Genomic DNA, 16,528 nt, shown 5'->3' with positions numbered 1-16,528 from the left:
AAGGCCAATCTTTCCTCAATTCAGGATGGGTTGGCGACTGTTTCAGTTTCGAACTCCCACAGGGGAAGAGGGTCGGAGTACGTTGACCAGACCTCTGGTCCCGTTGCAAACTCTTCATCTGTCAGTAGGCAGTCATTGAGGGCAGATCGAATGTGGTCTTCGTTCATCGACTGACCGATGAAAACGAGTTCCTGTCGTCGATCGCCGTAGTCTCCTTGAAACCGAGATTGAATATCTGCAACAAACTCCGGATCATCGGGCCATTCCTCATCGCTCGCCGCAGCCCACCAGTGGCCAGCAGGATCGAGTTGAATCATCAAGCCAGCGTGAGACCATTCGCACGCCCAATCATTTCTTGACGCGATCCACATGAAGCCTTTACTTCGCAGAACGCCACGCAGAAGTCCTTCGTTGATGTCTTTGTTCAGCTCCCGTTCCAGACGCTCGGGATGAAATGGTCGACGAGACCGGAAGACAAAATGAGAGATTCCGTATTCTTCCGATTCAGACTCAACAGCTTCTCGCGGTGCGGACATCCACTGATCATTTTCCTCGGTCCAGTTTGAAGAAAACCGCCGAGTGTGCATGACTTCCGAAAGCGGAACGCTGGAATGCGATGTCGGAATGATCTTCGCGGAAGGATTGAGCTTTTGAAGAAGTTCTTGAACTCGAAGCTGTTCCTCTTCGCTGACGAGGTCGACTTTGTTCAGCAGAATGACGTTTGCAAACTCGATTTGATCGATCAGCAACATGGAGATGTCTCGATCGTCGCTTTCATCGAGTCCCAATTCTCGATCGCAGAGTTCGTCGAGTGAAACGAGATCTTTCGGGAAATTTCTCGCGTCGACGACGGTGACAAGAGTATCGAGTTCCGACACATCTCCGAGCGACACACCATTCTCATCTTCGAACGTGAAGGTTTCTGCAACAGGCAACGGTTCAGAAATTCCGGTTGATTCGATGAGCAGATAGTCGAAGCGATGATCACGCGCCAGTTTGGCGACTTCGATCAAAAGGTCCTCTCGAAGCGTGCAGCAGATGCAACCATTAGTCATCTCGACCAGTTGTTCTTCTGTTCGGCTTAATGCAGCTTCTCCACCTCGGACCAATGAGGCGTCGATATTTATTTCGCTCATGTCATTCACGATGACAGCAACTCTGCGGCCTTCTCGGTTACGCAGAATGTGATTCAAGAGCGTTGTTTTCCCTGCGCCGAGAAATCCGGAGAGAATCGTTACCGGAAGTTTTTGAGAGAGGTTCGGCATCCTGGCACTTCCATGAGAAGAGAAATTTGACAAGTCATGCTTCTTGTGCATTTATAACGCAGGTGCATAACGTGTGCAAGCGAGCCGGGGTAGCAGCGATTTCCGGCGCACGCCCAGTTGGGCGCCGCTGGCTTTTGACAGGACGGTGCGAAATGGTTCTTGCGGCTTTACATGACGAAGCCGATCGCCCGGCCAGCTCAAGACAGCTGATGTGGGCGGAAACAGAAAGATTGTGGAGCAATCGAACGAAGACAGCTATTCAGCGACAGTGAGACAAAGACGAATCGCTCACTTTCATGTTCATAAGCTGGGACGATTCTTGAATTGCTCGTCGAGTCTCTGTTAACGCTGAATGGGGGCATTTTCTGGAAGGAGAAATTTGAGCGCTTTCGGAATGATCCGAAATTCAAACGCCTCCGCTCGAAACGGTTCCCCATCAAGATTCATCTGCATCTGCGAGTTGGACTCGATTCGAACTGCCGGTAGCTGAAATGAGTGGACGAATTCATTCGTTTCGGCGTTCATTTCTTTCATCTCGCTGAAGATCTGTCCGAGTCGAGTGACATCGACATCTTCGATTCCGAGAACATCGAGCAAACCATCGTTGAGGAGTGCATTCGGAGCGATTTGAAACCCGCCGCCCGCGAGTCTCCCATTGCCAACAGCCACGACGAGAAGGTTGTCTTGCTGGATTGTTCCGTCGGGGTCAACAATTCGCGCGTGATCCGGCGATGCTCCGAGTGCGGAGATGAGCCCCACAATTGAATAAGCTGCGCCACCCAGCGCCTTTTTCAATCCGTCTGGAGTGTTGGTCGTCACTTCGGCTCCAAATCCTCCACTGGCAACGTTCAAAAAGCATCGATCGTTGCAGCAGGCGATATCGATGGCGACCGGAGAGGCAGAGAGCGCAAGTTGCAGTGCTGCCATCGGATCGCCGATCGGAATCCCGCAACCGTTCGCAAAATCGTTGGCAGTTCCAAATGGAATCACCCCCACGGATGTCGAGGAAGCATCATCCAGTTCCATGAGCCCCTGAACGACTTCGCTGACGGTCCCGTCTCCTCCGACAGCCACAAGTCGAGAAACTTTCTGCTGACCGAGATCCTTCGCGAAGCGGGCACCATCGCCAGCTTCCCATGTAACGTGGACCGAGATTTCTGCCCCTTCTGATCGGCATTGCTCGACAGCCGTGCGCAAGTCGGGATTATCTGCTGCTTTGCCGTTGATGATGAGACTCAAACTTTTGGCGACAGACATTGGAAGACTTCCTGACTGCTAGAATCCGTGGAGAGTTATGAGTCGGTGAAGAATCGGGACCTCTTTGGATCCTGATTCTCAGGCGACTGCGAAATGGTTGCAAGTCTTACTCTTCTGGAATGGAGAACCCGCATTTTGCGAGCAGTGAGGCCGAAGAGACTGAGCAATTCTCTGCTCTGGTCAATCGGCAATGGGTTGTTCAAATGCGTGCAGTGGAAGGACTCCTTCAAAGTTGATTTCCGGTTTCAACACAGGTGCGGAAAGATTTCGATTCGAGTAGGTTACCGTTCGCTGGAGTGGATTGTGTTCAGTCGCTTCTGGCTGCGAACTCAGCAATTTCAACTCAATGACGAAACGAATCACAGTCGAGACAATGCGAGACAAGGAATTTCAGTTTTCTCCGTATGGAAATGCGTTGATCTACAGCGGAGGCTTCGTCTTGACGATCGCCGGCCTGCGCGCGGCATCGTCGTTCATTATCCCTTTTTTGCTCGCCGTCTTTTTGAGTGTGCTGTTTGTTCCGATCCTTCAGTATCTGGCAAAACGCATGCCATACCCATTGGCGATTTCCGCTGTGATGGTGTTGCTGATCTCACTGTTTGGAGGAATTCCATTTCTCGTGGGTGGCTCCTTGCGTCGCGTGCTTCGAACGTTGCCGCGTTTTCAGGAACAGCTACGACGACAGGAACTTGTTCTCATTGAACAGCTGGACAAATGGGGAATCGAGATCTCCGAAGATGGACTCGCAGCGGCATGGGACCCAGCCACAGCAACGCTTATGTTTCGGAACTTGCTCGACAGCGTGATCGTGACTTTCAGTAGTGGAATTCTCGTTTTGATTCTGGTGGCGTTCATGTTAACGGAGAGTAGCTGGTTGGCGACCAAGCTGGCGCTGATTGATCGGCGATCAGGCAAGGGGGCCGAAAAGATGGCGCAGATCATCGTTAATGTTCGGCGTTACGTCGGGATTAAAACACTGATCAGTCTCGCCACCGGGTTGTCGATCGGGTTTGGGCTGCACTTGATGGAAGTGCAGAATGCGGTCGTGTGGGGCTTTATCGCTTTCCTTCTCAATTACATCCCCAATATCGGTTCGGTCCTTGCGGGAATTCCGGCTGTCGCTCAGGTGCTTGTCGATAACGGCCTCGGACTGGCCGTTGGTGTGGCGTTTCTGTATCTCGTCGTGAATCAGATTCTCGGGAGTATCATTGAGCCACGTCTTCAGGGGCATGGGTTGGGGTTATCGCCTTTGATCGTCTTCATCTCCCTCTTGTTCTGGGGATGGGTGTTCGGGCCCGTGGGGATGTTGCTTTCGACGCCGCTTACGATGGTGGTGAAAATTGCGTTAGAGGAATTCGAAGACACTCGCTGGATCGCCATTCTGCTTGGAGGGAAACCGGACAAGTCGATGATTGCCGGGGGGAACGCCGGTCGAAGCGCTCACTGAGAAATGACTCGTCAATTGACATCTCAAACCGTGGATGTAGAGTCAAAGACATCGCTGACGGACTGATCCTCTCAAAACCTGGTGACGATGGAAGAAGGTGGCAGATGGACGCAATTGACATTCTTGGCGGGCTGTTGAAGAAGAAGTCTTCGGGATCTGGATCAGGAGCGGACATTCTCAAAGACATGTTCGGTCGTGGAAGCCGGCCCAAACCGCAGCCGAAAACTCCTCAGCGACGGACAACTGAGTCGATCGAAGAACAGGCGAAAGATCTGGAAGACATGCTGAATGTCGCTCACGGTCGAACTTCAAGCGGGGGAGGAACTTCGTCGAGGCGATCACCTTCCGCACCGCAAAGCACTTCTCGAACACAGATCGAACCCGGTGGGCCGCTTTCGCCGGACTTTGGTTCCGCGTCATTTGGGAACGAAGACCGGATTGATGAGCAACAGCGAGCAATGATTCTCATTCAGGCGATGGTCAACGCAGCTAAGAGCGATGGCCAGGTCAGCCGCGAAGAGCAGCAGAGCATTCTGAGTCACCTCGACCGCCCTGATCAGGAAACGATCGATTTTCTTCGAGCGGAATTCAACAAGCCGCTCGATGTCCGCGAGTTTGCATGGTCTGTGCCGATCGGGCTGGAGCAGGAGGTCTATTCGCTCTCGCTGATCGTGGTTGATCTCGCATCAGAGCGGGAATCAAAATATCTGCAAGATCTCGCGCACGGTCTGAGGCTTTCTTCATCGACCTGCGAACAGATTCGGCGGCAAATTCAAAGACGTTGAAATTCAACTCACCGAAGCTCTCAATGAGTTGCGAGTTTCACAAGCGAACAACTCTTACGAAAGCAGAGAAACCGCGAGAGTCGTTTAGAAGTACGAATCTTCCTCGGTGAATTCATCGTCGCCGCCGGGAACGGTGATAAACTCGATGCTCATCGGGTAATGCCAAAGTTCGCCGTTCGAGGCTTTGACTCCGCCGATGATCGGAAAGACTACTAATGCAATGACGAGGGCGAACATGAGTGGGATTCCGATGACCACGAACATCAACAGCCCGAAAACAGACGAGTAGATGAGACTGGAAATCACCCAGTTCGTAATGACTGCCCCGTGCCGGTCCGCCTCAATGGACTGATCTTTGCTGAGCACCCACATACACACTGGCGCGATCATCCCGGCGCCTGGAGCACAATTGAGAAGCTGCGAAAAGTGCATCAGCATGCACCAGGATTTTGGCGACAACCCGAAAATCTGATTCGCAGAACTGGTGTGATCGTCGACCGAAGCTCCGGACAACAGTTGCGCCTTCGCCTCCTGAAACTCCGCGTCGCTCAATCGTCCCTGGTCACGAAGTTGAGCAAGTCGTTCGATTTCATCGCTAATCGCCATCTGAAACTCGTTTCAATGGATCAAAATGTCAGTTGATGCGGCTGTCATTTTACACAACGTTATTGATCGGAGAGAGCTCAAAGTTTTTCACGAGACACATTCATTTTCGAAACGGCTTCCGCGCAATCGCCCCACCGGACACGTTCTTCTTCCTTCTTCGAATGAAATGAGTTCATCGATTGGGAGGGACAATGGGATCGATCTAAATTCGAAACACCCATTTCAAAACAGGTTGATACAACATTCCGAGTTCATCATGAACTCCCAAGCGTCGCAAGAGATCTTCGAAGTGACCGGATTGAAAGCAAAAGTGTTCAATTCCCGAAATGATGAGCGGGAGAAAGAGAGCGAGCAACAGAAACAGGATGGCCGCGATGATCGCTCCACCGCGACGGAATGTTGTCGGTGACGTGTGATGAGAATCGCTCACAGGATGGCCTCTTCGCGGGACGCCTTTCACAAAATCGGGAGCGTTGATCCTATCATTGCTGCACGATAATTGCGAAGTCTTATTGAAGCGACAGAGCTCAAGAGAGTCCTTCCGCATTGGCGCGGCGAAACATCTTCTTCTCAAGTTCTCTGCGAATCGCGTATGTCGATGCAGCCTTCTTCCTGGGGAATGAGTACCGGCGCGTACACGGTAACCGTAAAGACAGGGCGGATGAGAACAGTCTAGCAGCCCGTTGAAAAACTCGCATTGATGGGGGAGATGAATTATCTTTCAGCAGTTGGAGTTGATCAAGGAGGAAACGATGGCGTTGGGGCGACGGAAATCGGAAGTTCAGGGTGAGTTGTGGGTGGCATCTTCGCATGCGAATACGGCTCGACATACTTGCGTCCAATCCGAAGCGACAGCTTTGCCACTTCCAACAACACATTCGTTCGTGGGGAATCACTCATCACCAGATTTTAGCGCATTCTCATCTCAGATTCCAGAGATGTTTTCAACAATGCAAATTTAAGTCTAGTCTCACGCCTTTCAGCAAGCTGAAAGAAAAGATCTGGTGCGCAATGTCTGCATTCGCGAATTCGGGGGGCGGCCACTTTGTCGTTGGGGTTGATGAATCTGGAAACGCTGACGGTGGGATTTCGACCACTGTCGGGCGGCAAGGTCTGCGAGACTGGTTAGATCAAGCAATCCACAGAGTGGAACCAGTACCCGGACATCAAATCACTTTGATTGAAGATTCCGCTGGACGAGGAACTCTTGAATAAGGCAATTGCGTTGCGATTATCTCAGTTCCAGAAAGTGCCCTCGGTCCCCATATGGCTCACGATTATCGATTTTATATTCGGGCAGGCGCTCATACAGTAAAAGCAAGGCAATTTATTGTTGAGGCGATTTGGTCCAAACGATACTTTCAAAAGCCTAGAATTGCTCATGTATTCCGCCCAAAACCTCAAAATGAGCAAGTGATTCAGCTGGGTGTTGTTGCGTTGACGAATGCTCCAGCACTCGATGTGAGAATTCGTCTGGAGCCGCTCGGAGAAAACTTCCGTCAATGCCCACAATATTTTCCGCTGCAAATTCCAGTTGTCAACAGTCTCAATCCGTTCTACATCGATGTCACCACAGACTTTAAAGGGGAAGCAATGTTTGGGACAAACGTCCATGTCATCGCTGAATACCGTGATTTGGCAGGTTCTGAGTACACTTATGATGAACCCGTCTCAATTTCGAATGCGATCCCCCTGTTCGGATTGGTGAAAACTGGATTGCTAGTTGGGCAAAATCTCTCGAGTCGATCAATAAACAGTTGAAGAAGTTTTTCGATCAGTAATTTCTTCCAGTTTTTGCTGGGATGTGGAGTCTCTGTCGTCGACAAATTGTGTTCCCTGTTTTAGTTGGCACGTTTTGCTTCATTGTTTGTACTTGGCAAGCGAATGTGAACAGTACAATTGCAGTCACTAATGCCTGTCGGTCTAGATGACTTTACTCGCCTTCAAGCGGTTCCTGAATCGATGTGTGTTTGCCATCATCACACGTCCATCTTGAAGTGTGGTCGCTTCTAAAACTCGCCGAGGATTTCGTTGCCGTTGCGGCTGCCGAGGGCCCACCAGACTTCCATGCCGATGGACTCGTTGACGAAACGGACGGCGCCGTCTCCCATGAGTGTGTTGACTCCGCCGGGGTGGTAGCTGCCTGGGGTGGCGATGTTCATTCCGTAGCCTTCGCCGCCGTAAAGGTGGCAGTTTCGGTCGTTGATCGGCATGGTGTGAAGGTAGTGGTTGGCGGCGAATGTCCAGCCGGAGATCCAGCTTCTTCCCTGAACGATGGAGTAAGTCGGATCGGGGTAATCGACCGCTCCGCAGTACTGCACCCAGAATGGAAGGGATCGAGCTGAGCCGGTATTGGCTCCGCAGTAAGAGAGGGCATTCACAGGCGAATTGCCGAAGTTGAATTGCACTCCGAACGGTCCGTCTGTTGTGGTGAGGCTGTTGATGAGCCGTTCCGAGACGGCCGTCGTGTTCGACAATCCGTCCGTCACGCTACTGAATGTAATTCGTGGTTTATTCCATCGCTGAGGGAACTTGGGATTCATCAGCCCGATGAATCCATTCTGTTGCTGGAGCGGAGGATGTTCTCCTGTCGGACCGGTGGTCAACTCGGGCCAACCGGAATTTGCTGTGTAACTGCCCGGGGCTGCGCCAACGGTTCCCATTGATTCCGACGGGCGAACTGGATCGGACGGGCAGAGGAAACTGGCAATTGTCGTTGAAGCTGCCTGTGCGTTCGGGTGGGTGTCAGAAATAGACAGTCGAGCGTAGTCGGCAGGAACTGCCTGGTCGCACGTGTCCATCATCCCGACGTTGAAGTTGATTGCTCCATGAACCGTGGTCTGGTCCATCTGAGGCAGGATCAAGGAAAGCCAACTGTAGAAACCGTTGCCGCAACTCGATCCATTCATCTTGCTTCCGGTCGAGCTGAACGGAAATGATTGGTGAATGTCGTGATAGTTGTGAAGGGCGAGGCCGATTTGCTTCAGGTTGTTGCGGCACTGTGTTCTTCTCGCTCCCTCTCGTGCCTGCTGAACGGCTGGGAGGAGTAGTGCAATCAGGATGGCAATGACTGCAATCACAACGAGAAGTTCGATCAGCGTGAACCCGCGTCTTCGGAACAATCGACAAGGTGGGGTGGTCTGTGAGGGGGACATTTCGTCGCTCCATGAACGGAATCTTGAGCTTGAACTTCACACAACGATACGAAATATCATTTTTAAATGCAAAGCGATTGCATTTGGTGAAACGGGGAGATATCGTCGTGCAACTGCACAAGGTGTGCAAAAGAGGTTGTTGTGTTCAATTTTTGAGAGAGAACAAATGAGAGTGACGATTGGGAAATTTTTTGCGGGTATCATGGCAAGTCTCGTCATGACAACGAGCGCGTCAGCCGGGTTGGTCGAGTACAGCGCGGGGCATTCTGATATTGGCGTTGAGTATGAAGATCACGGCAGCCACGGCCACTTGCACCTTCACTACCACTTCGGTGGTGATGCTGTGCTTGATGGAACAGCATCTGGGACAGAATCGGAGTACGCGCTCGACGAAGCATATATCCGAGTCGCTGACAGCCTGATGGTTTCCGGAGCACCGCTGAACAGTGTTGGTCTTGGTGCAGGGACTGGAGACGCCTGGGTTCTTCCGCAGAACAATGTTGCAGGTGTTCCTTTCGTGGGGCTGGCAACGGAAGAGGTTCCTGCCAACTTCGGTGACGTGAAGTTCAGCCTGGAAGGCGTCACCGGACCGGGTGAGTTTTCGGTCTGGCAATCAACAGGGTTGGGTGGAATTGACATCTTCATGTCCACCTTTGACGCAACTGCTCCAGATGCAATCACGCTGGCGGCTTTGGCGCATTCACACTTCAACTACGGATTTTCAGCAGCTGGGTTGTACTACGTTGATATCCGAGCAGAATCGGTCAATGATCCTTCTCTGTTCGACACCGGAACTCTGATCTTCGCAGTTGGAGATTCGGCAGTTCCTCCAGTCACCAATCCTGTTCCTGAACCAGGAAGCCTGGTCTTGATGGGAATCGGAGCCCTTGGTTTCGGCGGATCGCGATTGAAGCGACGTAAGAAGCCATCCAACATGATCGCATAATATTAGCGCATAATGCTGCTTCGCTTCATGGTGCAATGAGTTCAAAAAACTCTGGTGGAATGGAATCCTCCGGAGTTCTTTTGTTGAATGGTTGGTTCTCAGTCAACAGGCGGCTCGTCAGTCTTCAGTGAAGAAACTGATTTTTCCACTTTTGACATCGTAAAGAGCCCCGACGACCATGGCTTGTCCCGATTCCACCGCTTTGCGAATCGGTTCACTGCGAGCAACGATTTCGTCGGCTGTCTTCAGAACATTTCGACGGGCGACTTCGTCGACGAAGGAGTCTTTCGACTCATCATCGAGACGGTTGAACTTTCGTGCTTCGTCGTGTGAAACACTGTGGTCAATTTCCTCAAGGACCGAGTGCAAGTGTGGGCATCCCGTGGCTGCCATGACATCTTGTTCGTTCGCAAGAAAATGAACAGAGGAAGTCACCGCGCCGCAGCGAGTGTGTCCCAGAACAACGACAAGTTTGACTCCGGAGACAGCCACGCCGTATTCAATGCTGCCCAGCGTTTTCGTTCCGATGACATTGCCTGCAACCCGGACGCTGAAAATGTCGCCAATTCCGACATCGAACACAATTTCGGCGGGGACGCGGGAATCAATACAGCTGAAGATCACAGCGAGCGGGTTTTGACCTGTGGAAGTTGCGTTGACTTGTCGACCGAGATCGCGCGAAAGGCGGTGGTCTGTCCGAAACCTCTCGTTTCCTTCCTGTAGAATCTTAAGAACCTGATCGGGCGTGATGCGGTCCTGAAGTTCTCGAGTGGAATAGTCCGCGAACTGAATCTCGTCCTCGAGAAGATACTTTTCTCGGAATCCACGCAGGCTCACGGTCACTCCGAGAAGCGGAGCCTTGTTCGTTTTGAAATCGCGGATTAAACCCAGGATATCGGGATCGATGTAATCTGACTGGCTGGCATCGATCAGAATATTTGTCCCGCGAGGAGCTTCGTCGAGAACTTTTTGAAGGGCAGCACGATTCAGAAAGCTGACTTGATTCGCAAGTTCAATCGTCATGACCTCACCGTGAAGATGTGTTTCCACAACTCTTCGAATCGGTCGGCGCAGGTTGCTGTTCAGAATGAAAAGGACACTGACAAACAACCCGACCAGAATTCCAATCAACAGGTCCGTGAAGACGATCGCGAGAATCGTGACGATGAACGGAATGAACTGATAGCGTCCATCGGCCCACATTTGTCGAAAGACTGTTGGGCTGGCGAGCTTGAAACCTGTCACCAACAAAATGGCTGCAAGTGCCGCCAGTGGAATCATGTTGAGGTAGGCGGGAAAGAACGCGACGCAGATGACCAGCAGAACGCCGTGAAAGACCGCGGAGATCTTCGTCTTGCCTCCCGCATTTACATTGACCGAACTTCGAACGATCACAGAGGTGACCGGTAGACCACCGACGAGAGACGAGCAGACGTTTCCAATTCCCTGAGCGACAAGTTCGCGGCTCGGGGGAGAGTTGCGTCCCTCACGATCGAGTTTGTCGACAGCTTCGAGATTTAAGAGTGTCTCAAGAGAAGCGACGATGGCGAGTGTCGCTCCTCCGATATAAATCGCGGGATCGGCCCACTTGGAAAAGTCAGGAAACCGCAGGAAGTTCCAAAGGTCTGACGGAGTTTCTGCAACAGGGATCTGAACAAGATGGCTGGGATCAATCGCCCACGGTTGGCCGAGTCGCAGCATGAAGAGATGGATCCCAACACCGATCAGCACAACGATCAACGGAGCAGGAATGCCAGTTTTCTTGAGTGGTTTGATTCGCTCCCAGAAAACGAGAATCGCGATCGAGAGCAGACCAATGATTGTTGCACCGTAGTGAATTTCCCCTGAAAAGAGAGTGAAGAACTCCGAGAAGGTGTTGTGATCGTCGGGCTGTTGAAAGGACATTTCTCCTTCCGGATCGGAATCGTGCCCGAACACGTGAGGAATCTGTTTGAGGATCAGCAACACGCCGATCGCAGCCAGAAGACCTTTGATCACACTGGTCGGAAAGAACGCAGACAGAGCGCCTGCTTTTGCGATTCCGAGCCCGATCTGCAGAATTCCACCGATCAGCAGCGCCAGCAGAAATGCATCAAAGCTTCCGAGCGAATCAATCTGCGCAACGACAATTGCAGCCAATCCAGCCGCGGGGCCGCTCACACTGGTATGTGATCCGCTGAGGATGCCGACAATGATCCCGCCGATAATTCCAGAGAGCAAACCCGCGAAAAGCGGGGCTCCGGAGGCGAGTGCAATTCCTAGGCACAGTGGTAAAGCGACAAGAAAAACGACCACGCCTGCCGTCAAATCCTTCGTCAGCGTGGCTGGTGAAAGCAAAGACGCTTGGGGTTCTGACATCGTGATTCTCATTCCTGTCGAATGTTCTTGGCTCCGTGATGGGGTGATCAAAACGAAGCGAGACGTTCGACACAATGACTACAGGGACTGAAAAGCGAGAAATTCGCAATACAGATCATCGTTCATTGAGAGGTCTATCGATTCTGGCTGTGACTGGGTTCTGCTTCGGGCCTCCGCTGTGTGTCCGGCTCGTTGAAGGATTTTGGTGTCAGTTTGCTCTCCCGATCGGAGTCGAGTTCCCCTTTCAGGTGGATCTCAACTTTATGGAGCGGTGTAGACGGGTGGTTTCCAGTCTTTGGGGAGTCTGCCTTGCGGCCGCACGCCATAAGCTCCGTTCGGGATGGGATGGTCTTCCGGTTGAAGAAGCGGAAGATCGTCCGGCAAGTGTTTGATTTTGAAGTCCTTATACTGGATCTTCATCGCTGGTCCGACATGGACTTGAACGGCCAGAACTCCTTCGAGTGCTCGTCCAGCTTCGTCGAGGTCGATAAGGTCCGCCGTTTTGACTCCATCGATCCAGTGCTGATGGTGGTTGCCTTCCACGAGAACGCGGTAGTCATGCCACTCGTCCGGGGCGAATGTCTCAACCGGCATCTTTTCAATCACCCAGGGTTGTCCTTGTGGGTCGATGATGACTCGTTCACCTGTGTGCGAAAGGATTCGTCGTCCCTTCTCTTCGTAGAGCATTCCGTTGTATTCGGGGACGTTTGCCACCACGTCGCATTGATAGCCGGTGACGATGTCGAGTCCGAGGTCGGGACGAGATGTTCCTCGATACTGAATTCCGCTGTTGCCTCCGGGAGTCACTTTCACTTTCACGCGCAAGTCGAAGTTGCGAATCGTCGAATTTTTCCAGGTGATAAAGCGGTTCATTTTCAGCGAGCCGTCTGTCACTCCGGTCAATGCTCCATCTTCCACGGACCAGTAAGCGTCATCTCCTGACCAGCCTCGAAGAGATTTTCCGTCGAAGACGGAGACGAACCCATCCTTGTTCACACGGGCTCCGACTTCTGCGGAAGCGTCCGGATGGGGGACAGTCGACGGAGCGAATGACTTGAGTGGATCGAGTTCTCCGCCGTAGGCTGTCACATACTCATCTGTTCGAGAACGTAATTGCTTGAGCATCTCTTGATGTTGAGGATCGTCGGCGAGATTGTGCAGTTCGTCGGGGTCGTTCTTCAAATCGTGAAGGAATTCTTTTCCGCCGTGATCGAAGTATCTCGCATACTTGAAACGATCCGTGCGAACTCCCTCGAAAGCCGGAATCCGCGATCGCACGGCAAAGTGTTCGTGAAACGAATCAGTCCGCCAGTCTGCAGGAGTTTCGTCTCCCACGATCGGTGCCAAGCTGTGACCTTGATAGTCAGAAGGGATTTCAACACCGGCCCAATCGAGAAAAGTGGGTGGCAGGTCGACGTTGAGAGCGATGGCTGACGTCGTTTGACCTTTGTGTTCAGGAGAAACTCGCGGGTCGGCGATGATCAGTGGAACACGGAGGGCGTTGTCGTAATGAGACCACTTCCCGGCCAGTCCTCGATTGCCCATGTAATAGCCGTTGTCGGCAGAGTAAACGATGATCGTATTGTCAGCCAAACCGGCTTCTTCGAGTGCTTTCTGAAATCGTCCGATGGCTCGATCGATTCCGCTGACCATCCGGTAATAGGCCCGCATGTTTGTTTGGTATTTCTGGTCGGTGTTCCATCTCCAGGAAAACCGCTCGCGATTGATCGTCGTTTGAAGGAAGTCGGGAAGTGCTTCAAAGATGGCAGGATCACTGAGACGAGGTGCAGGAATGGTGATGTCTTCGTACATTCCGTCGACGGCACGCGGCCACGGAAAATGACCGATGCCCGGGCGTCTGTCTGAGTCTTCCGCATGGCAGGCATTGAACCACATATTTAGCGCGAAGGGTTCTCCTTCGGGCTGCGACTTGATGAATTCAATTCCGCGATCGACGATGACTTCGGTTTCGTGACGAAGGCTGCCGTCCGGTTGCTTCTTGTAAAACGGATTGCGGCCGATGGCTTCGAAGTCGTCGAAGTGATCCTGCGGGCGATAACCCTTCGGCATTTTTGCATGCCACTTTCCGAAATATCCCGTGCGATAACCATTGTTTCTCAACAGGTCGGAATAGAGAGTCTGTGCGACTTCAGGACGGGTTGATTCAGGATCGCTGGGCGTTCCGTAGCTGCGCCCCACTTGTCCGGTGAGAATTGTTGTTCGACTGACCCAGCAAATGGCCTGGCTGACGAAGGCATTCTCAAAGCGAGTTCCCTGCTGTGCCAGCCGGTCAATATTTGGTGTGTGGATGATCTCGTTTCCGTAACAACCGATCGTGCTGGTTGTTTGGTCGTCTGTGAAGAAGAAGACAATGTTCGGCCGGTCATCAGCTACAAGCGAACCGCCGAAGGAGAGGAACCAGATTCCCAGACAAAGGAGCGACTTCATAAAGTGATCCACAATTCTATTCAGCAAAACATGAGAAACGCTTCCCACTTATAAACGACTGGTTGTGCGACGTACAATGATGACAGCGCGGAAAAACGGCTCTTGCTGCCGATGTCATCGACGAAAAGCGGCCACATCGTGTCGCGGAAGGAATCTTCGTTTCAAACCCATGTCATTGAACGGCTCGCTGTTGCTGTCGCCTGTGCCCTTGTCGAAATTCGCTATCATGTTTCTCATCCCGTTTCATCGGGAAAACTTGCGAAGGCATGTCCATTTCTGCTCAAGAACCGAATCCATGAAATCGAAACCGCGAAGTCAAAGAATCTGTCAGATGTTTCTGTTGTTCATCGGCCTCAGCTTCTCCGCCTCTGCGATCTCGGTCAGTCAGTCAGTCGCTGAAGAGTTCAATCCGTCGAAACTGACTCCGAAAAGTTGGGTCTATACGAAGCCTCTCGTCACGCCTGAAGATCGCGAAGTTGAACCGAGTCGCGCACAGAAAGATCCCACCGTTGTCTACCACGATGGAGCATGGCATCTGTTTATGACGGTCAAACTCCCGGGCCGGTCGGCGATTGAATACTGTTCGTTCTCAGATTGGGAGGAAGCGGACACCGCAGAGCGGACACTCCTTGATGTCAGCGACAGCAATTATTTTTGCGCCGCCCAGGTGTTCTACTTTCGACCGCACAAGTTGTGGTATCTCATCTATCAGGATGCGAATCCGTCGGGAAAGAAGATGAGAGTGGCTTACTCGACGACTCAGGACATCAGCGATCCACACTCCTGGACGAAATCGAAGGCAGCGCTCGATGGTGGCACCGACGATCCGCGACAAGTGGGCGGACTCGATTATTGGGTCATTTGCGATGACACTCACGCCTACCTTTTCTTCACAAGCTTGAATGGAAAGATGTGGAGAATGAAGACGAGTCTTGAAGAGTTTCCGAACGGGTTCGACGATTGCCAACTGGCTCTCGAAGCAGAGATTTTCGAAGCGAGTCACACATACCGCATTGATGGGACGACTCAATTCCTCACGCTGATTGAACAGAAGGGCCGTCGATATTTTAAAGCGTATCTCGCTGACCGACTTGATGGGGACTGGACTCCGCTTGCCGATTCTGCGGACCATCCCTTTGCAAGTTGGAAGAACATTCGACCAGCGGAAGGTGTGACAGCCTGGACGGACAACGTCAGTCATGGGGAACTCGTTCGTCTCACCAACGACGAGACATTGACGATCGATCCGAACAAGCTGCAATTCGTCTTTCAGGGGATGTTCGAAAAGGACAAGCACCTGAAAGGGTACGGGGACTTCAACTGGAAAATCGGAATTCTGACGCCGGACACCGATCGTCGGTAAGCAATGTTCGTCAAGATTGAGGAGATTCCGGTGCATCCGGTGAAGATGTCGTCGAGTTATAAATCACCGGCATCTTTCCTTTCCATGTTTGCCAAAGATCATCGGTGTCGATCAGCGCAGCTATGAAGTTCGCGACGTTGATCCGACTGGTCTTCCCAGCATCAAAGATCGCACTTCGAGTGGGGGATGCGTGAAGAGAGTATGGGCTCACACTCGATTCATTGATCAAGCTGTCCGGTCGAACAACGACCCATTCGATTTGGTCGTTCGACTGTCCGATCGTTGATCTCAAATACTCTGCAGCGTCTTCGTTATCTGCATGAGGAGGAACGAGGTATCGCAGCAATCCGACGATGCATCGCTGCGCGAAGGAAACCGGTTCGTTGAGATCTCGATTTCGATTACCGGTCGTGTTCATCAGCACGAATTTGAGCGGCCGGGACGATTTGGAATTCTGAACGACTGAGCAGACTCTGCGGGCTGCCTCCGTGACCAGTCGATACGGAGGACCAAAGATTCCACGCAACGAGAGGTTGTGTCCGAGGCAAGATGCAACGGCGTCGCATCCGGAAACAAGTTCCTGAAGTTTTGATTGATCGAGATCCAGCACGCTCGCTTCAGTCAAGGAAAGGTTGTCGTTCTTGATGAGTTCATCGGTCAGACTCGTCGTTGATCGCACGACGGCATGCACTTCATGCCCCCGATCAAGAAGCTGATCGAGAAGCTGTTTTCCGGTCGCTCCTGTTCCTCCGAGAACCAAAACCTTCATTCGCTTTCCTGCTGTTCGTGTGTTGATATTGAGTTCGCTGTTTTCTTGATCACTCACAGCAATCGTCATTCGTTCAACTGTTGAACTTGCTTGAGATGTGATTCGGAGTCGCCAGAGAGCCGCTCATGT

Annotated in this window: 15 protein-coding genes; 6 read left to right on the top strand and 9 right to left on the bottom strand. The window is 52.0% G+C overall.

Features of this window, described 5'->3' with window-relative positions; all coding sequences use genetic code 11:
* Positions 1-20: 20 nt before the first annotated feature.
* Positions 21-1,265 (bottom strand): GTP-binding protein, encoded by a 1,245-nt coding sequence (locus tag KOR42_RS03495; protein ID WP_146507222.1) that lies wholly within the window; start codon positions 1,263-1,265, stop codon positions 21-23.
* A 342-nt stretch (positions 1,266-1,607) separates the two neighbouring features.
* The gene (yegS, locus tag KOR42_RS03490; protein WP_146507221.1) at positions 1,608-2,522 is read right to left on the bottom strand and encodes a lipid kinase YegS; all 915 of its coding nucleotides are present in this window, start codon (positions 2,520-2,522) and stop codon (positions 1,608-1,610) included.
* A gap of 346 nt (positions 2,523-2,868) precedes the next feature.
* Between yegS and KOR42_RS03485 the strand changes: the two genes are divergently transcribed.
* Positions 2,869-3,969 carry an AI-2E family transporter gene (locus KOR42_RS03485; RefSeq protein WP_146507220.1) on the top strand — a complete coding sequence of 367 codons (1,101 nt, stop codon included), beginning with the start codon at positions 2,869-2,871 and terminating at the stop codon, positions 3,967-3,969.
* Positions 3,970-4,073: 104 nt separating this feature from the next.
* A complete protein-coding gene (locus KOR42_RS03480) occupies positions 4,074-4,754 on the top strand; it encodes a tellurite resistance TerB family protein (protein ID WP_197440821.1) in 681 nt (226 codons plus the stop codon).
* A gap of 84 nt (positions 4,755-4,838) precedes the next feature.
* Here the strand turns inward: KOR42_RS03480 and KOR42_RS03475 are convergent, their stop codons facing one another.
* The 3 genes from KOR42_RS03475 to KOR42_RS27285 form a co-directional block, all read right to left on the bottom strand.
* Positions 4,839-5,360 (bottom strand): DUF4870 domain-containing protein, encoded by a 522-nt coding sequence (locus tag KOR42_RS03475; protein ID WP_146507218.1) that lies wholly within the window; start codon positions 5,358-5,360, stop codon positions 4,839-4,841.
* 202 nt (positions 5,361-5,562) lie between these two features.
* On the bottom strand, positions 5,563-5,790 hold the full coding sequence (locus tag KOR42_RS03470) for a hypothetical protein (RefSeq protein ID WP_146507217.1): 228 nt from the start codon (positions 5,788-5,790) through the stop codon (positions 5,563-5,565).
* Between the two features lie 308 nt (positions 5,791-6,098).
* Positions 6,099-6,260: a hypothetical protein gene (locus KOR42_RS27285; RefSeq protein ID WP_231740616.1), complete on the bottom strand. Its 162-nt coding sequence runs from the start codon at positions 6,258-6,260 to the stop codon at positions 6,099-6,101.
* Here KOR42_RS27285 and KOR42_RS27770 point away from each other — a divergent pair.
* Positions 6,189-6,575 carry an AlbA family DNA-binding domain-containing protein gene (locus KOR42_RS27770; protein ID WP_390620861.1) on the top strand — a complete coding sequence of 129 codons (387 nt, stop codon included), beginning with the start codon at positions 6,189-6,191 and terminating at the stop codon, positions 6,573-6,575. The genes KOR42_RS27285 and KOR42_RS27770 overlap by 72 nt on opposite strands.
* 51 nt (positions 6,576-6,626) lie before the next feature.
* Complete coding sequence (locus tag KOR42_RS03460) at positions 6,627-7,121, top strand: hypothetical protein (protein ID WP_146507215.1); 495 nt, start codon at positions 6,627-6,629, stop codon at positions 7,119-7,121.
* 248 nt (positions 7,122-7,369) lie between these two features.
* On the opposite strand, the gene KOR42_RS03455 is transcribed toward KOR42_RS03460, so the two are convergent.
* Positions 7,370-8,515 (bottom strand): DUF1559 domain-containing protein, encoded by a 1,146-nt coding sequence (locus KOR42_RS03455; protein ID WP_146509975.1) that lies wholly within the window; start codon positions 8,513-8,515, stop codon positions 7,370-7,372.
* A 166-nt stretch (positions 8,516-8,681) separates the two neighbouring features.
* Between KOR42_RS03455 and KOR42_RS03450 the strand changes: the two genes are divergently transcribed.
* Positions 8,682-9,461 carry a choice-of-anchor M domain-containing protein gene (locus tag KOR42_RS03450; RefSeq protein WP_231740614.1) on the top strand — a complete coding sequence of 260 codons (780 nt, stop codon included), beginning with the start codon at positions 8,682-8,684 and terminating at the stop codon, positions 9,459-9,461.
* 117 nt (positions 9,462-9,578) lie between these two features.
* Here KOR42_RS03450 and KOR42_RS03445 read toward each other — a convergent pair whose 3' ends face one another.
* Together KOR42_RS03445 and KOR42_RS03440 are read right to left on the bottom strand one after the other, a co-directional pair.
* Complete coding sequence (locus tag KOR42_RS03445; protein WP_146507213.1) at positions 9,579-11,831, bottom strand: SulP family inorganic anion transporter; 2,253 nt, start codon at positions 11,829-11,831, stop codon at positions 9,579-9,581.
* Positions 11,832-12,080: 249 nt separating this feature from the next.
* On the bottom strand, positions 12,081-14,267 hold the full coding sequence (locus tag KOR42_RS03440; protein WP_146507212.1) for a sulfatase-like hydrolase/transferase: 2,187 nt from the start codon (positions 14,265-14,267) through the stop codon (positions 12,081-12,083).
* A 331-nt stretch (positions 14,268-14,598) separates the two neighbouring features.
* On the opposite strand from KOR42_RS03440, the gene KOR42_RS03435 reads away from it, so the two are divergent.
* Positions 14,599-15,630 carry a non-reducing end alpha-L-arabinofuranosidase family hydrolase gene (locus tag KOR42_RS03435; protein WP_197440818.1) on the top strand — a complete coding sequence of 344 codons (1,032 nt, stop codon included), beginning with the start codon at positions 14,599-14,601 and terminating at the stop codon, positions 15,628-15,630.
* A 10-nt stretch (positions 15,631-15,640) separates the two neighbouring features.
* On the opposite strand, the gene KOR42_RS03430 is transcribed toward KOR42_RS03435, so the two are convergent.
* Positions 15,641-16,456: an NAD(P)-dependent oxidoreductase gene (locus KOR42_RS03430; RefSeq protein ID WP_231740613.1), complete on the bottom strand. Its 816-nt coding sequence runs from the start codon at positions 16,454-16,456 to the stop codon at positions 15,641-15,643.
* Positions 16,457-16,528: the final 72 nt, after the last annotated feature.

Source organism: Thalassoglobus neptunius (assembly GCF_007859735.1).
GTDB classification, from domain to species: domain Bacteria; phylum Planctomycetota; class Planctomycetia; order Planctomycetales; family Planctomycetaceae; genus Thalassoglobus; species Thalassoglobus neptunius.
The sequence above is the reverse complement of the archived record's forward strand: the minus strand, read 5'-3'. Positions and strand labels throughout refer to the sequence as shown.

Bases quoted from the DNA above. Each gene is read 5' to 3' on its own strand.
- KOR42_RS03495 (WP_146507222.1), bottom strand. From the start codon at position 1,265: ATGCCGAACCTCTCTCAAAAACTTCCGGTAACGATTCTCTCCGGATTT.
- yegS (WP_146507221.1), bottom strand. From the start codon at position 2,522: ATGTCTGTCGCCAAAAGTTTGAGTCTCATCATCAACGGCAAAGCAGCA.
- KOR42_RS03485 (WP_146507220.1), top strand. From the start codon at position 2,869: ATGACGAAACGAATCACAGTCGAGACAATGCGAGACAAGGAATTTCAG.
- KOR42_RS03480 (WP_197440821.1), top strand. From the start codon at position 4,074: ATGGACGCAATTGACATTCTTGGCGGGCTGTTGAAGAAGAAGTCTTCG.
- KOR42_RS03475 (WP_146507218.1), bottom strand. From the start codon at position 5,360: ATGGCGATTAGCGATGAAATCGAACGACTTGCTCAACTTCGTGACCAG.
- KOR42_RS27285 (WP_231740616.1), bottom strand. From the start codon at position 6,260: ATGAGTGATTCCCCACGAACGAATGTGTTGTTGGAAGTGGCAAAGCTG.
- KOR42_RS03460 (WP_146507215.1), top strand. From the start codon at position 6,627: ATGGCTCACGATTATCGATTTTATATTCGGGCAGGCGCTCATACAGTA.
- KOR42_RS03455 (WP_146509975.1), bottom strand. From the start codon at position 8,515: ATGTCCCCCTCACAGACCACCCCACCTTGTCGATTGTTCCGAAGACGC.
- KOR42_RS03450 (WP_231740614.1), top strand. From the start codon at position 8,682: ATGAGAGTGACGATTGGGAAATTTTTTGCGGGTATCATGGCAAGTCTC.
- KOR42_RS03445 (WP_146507213.1), bottom strand. From the start codon at position 11,831: ATGAGAATCACGATGTCAGAACCCCAAGCGTCTTTGCTTTCACCAGCC.
- KOR42_RS03440 (WP_146507212.1), bottom strand. From the start codon at position 14,267: ATGAAGTCGCTCCTTTGTCTGGGAATCTGGTTCCTCTCCTTCGGCGGT.
- KOR42_RS03435 (WP_197440818.1), top strand. From the start codon at position 14,599: ATGTTTCTGTTGTTCATCGGCCTCAGCTTCTCCGCCTCTGCGATCTCG.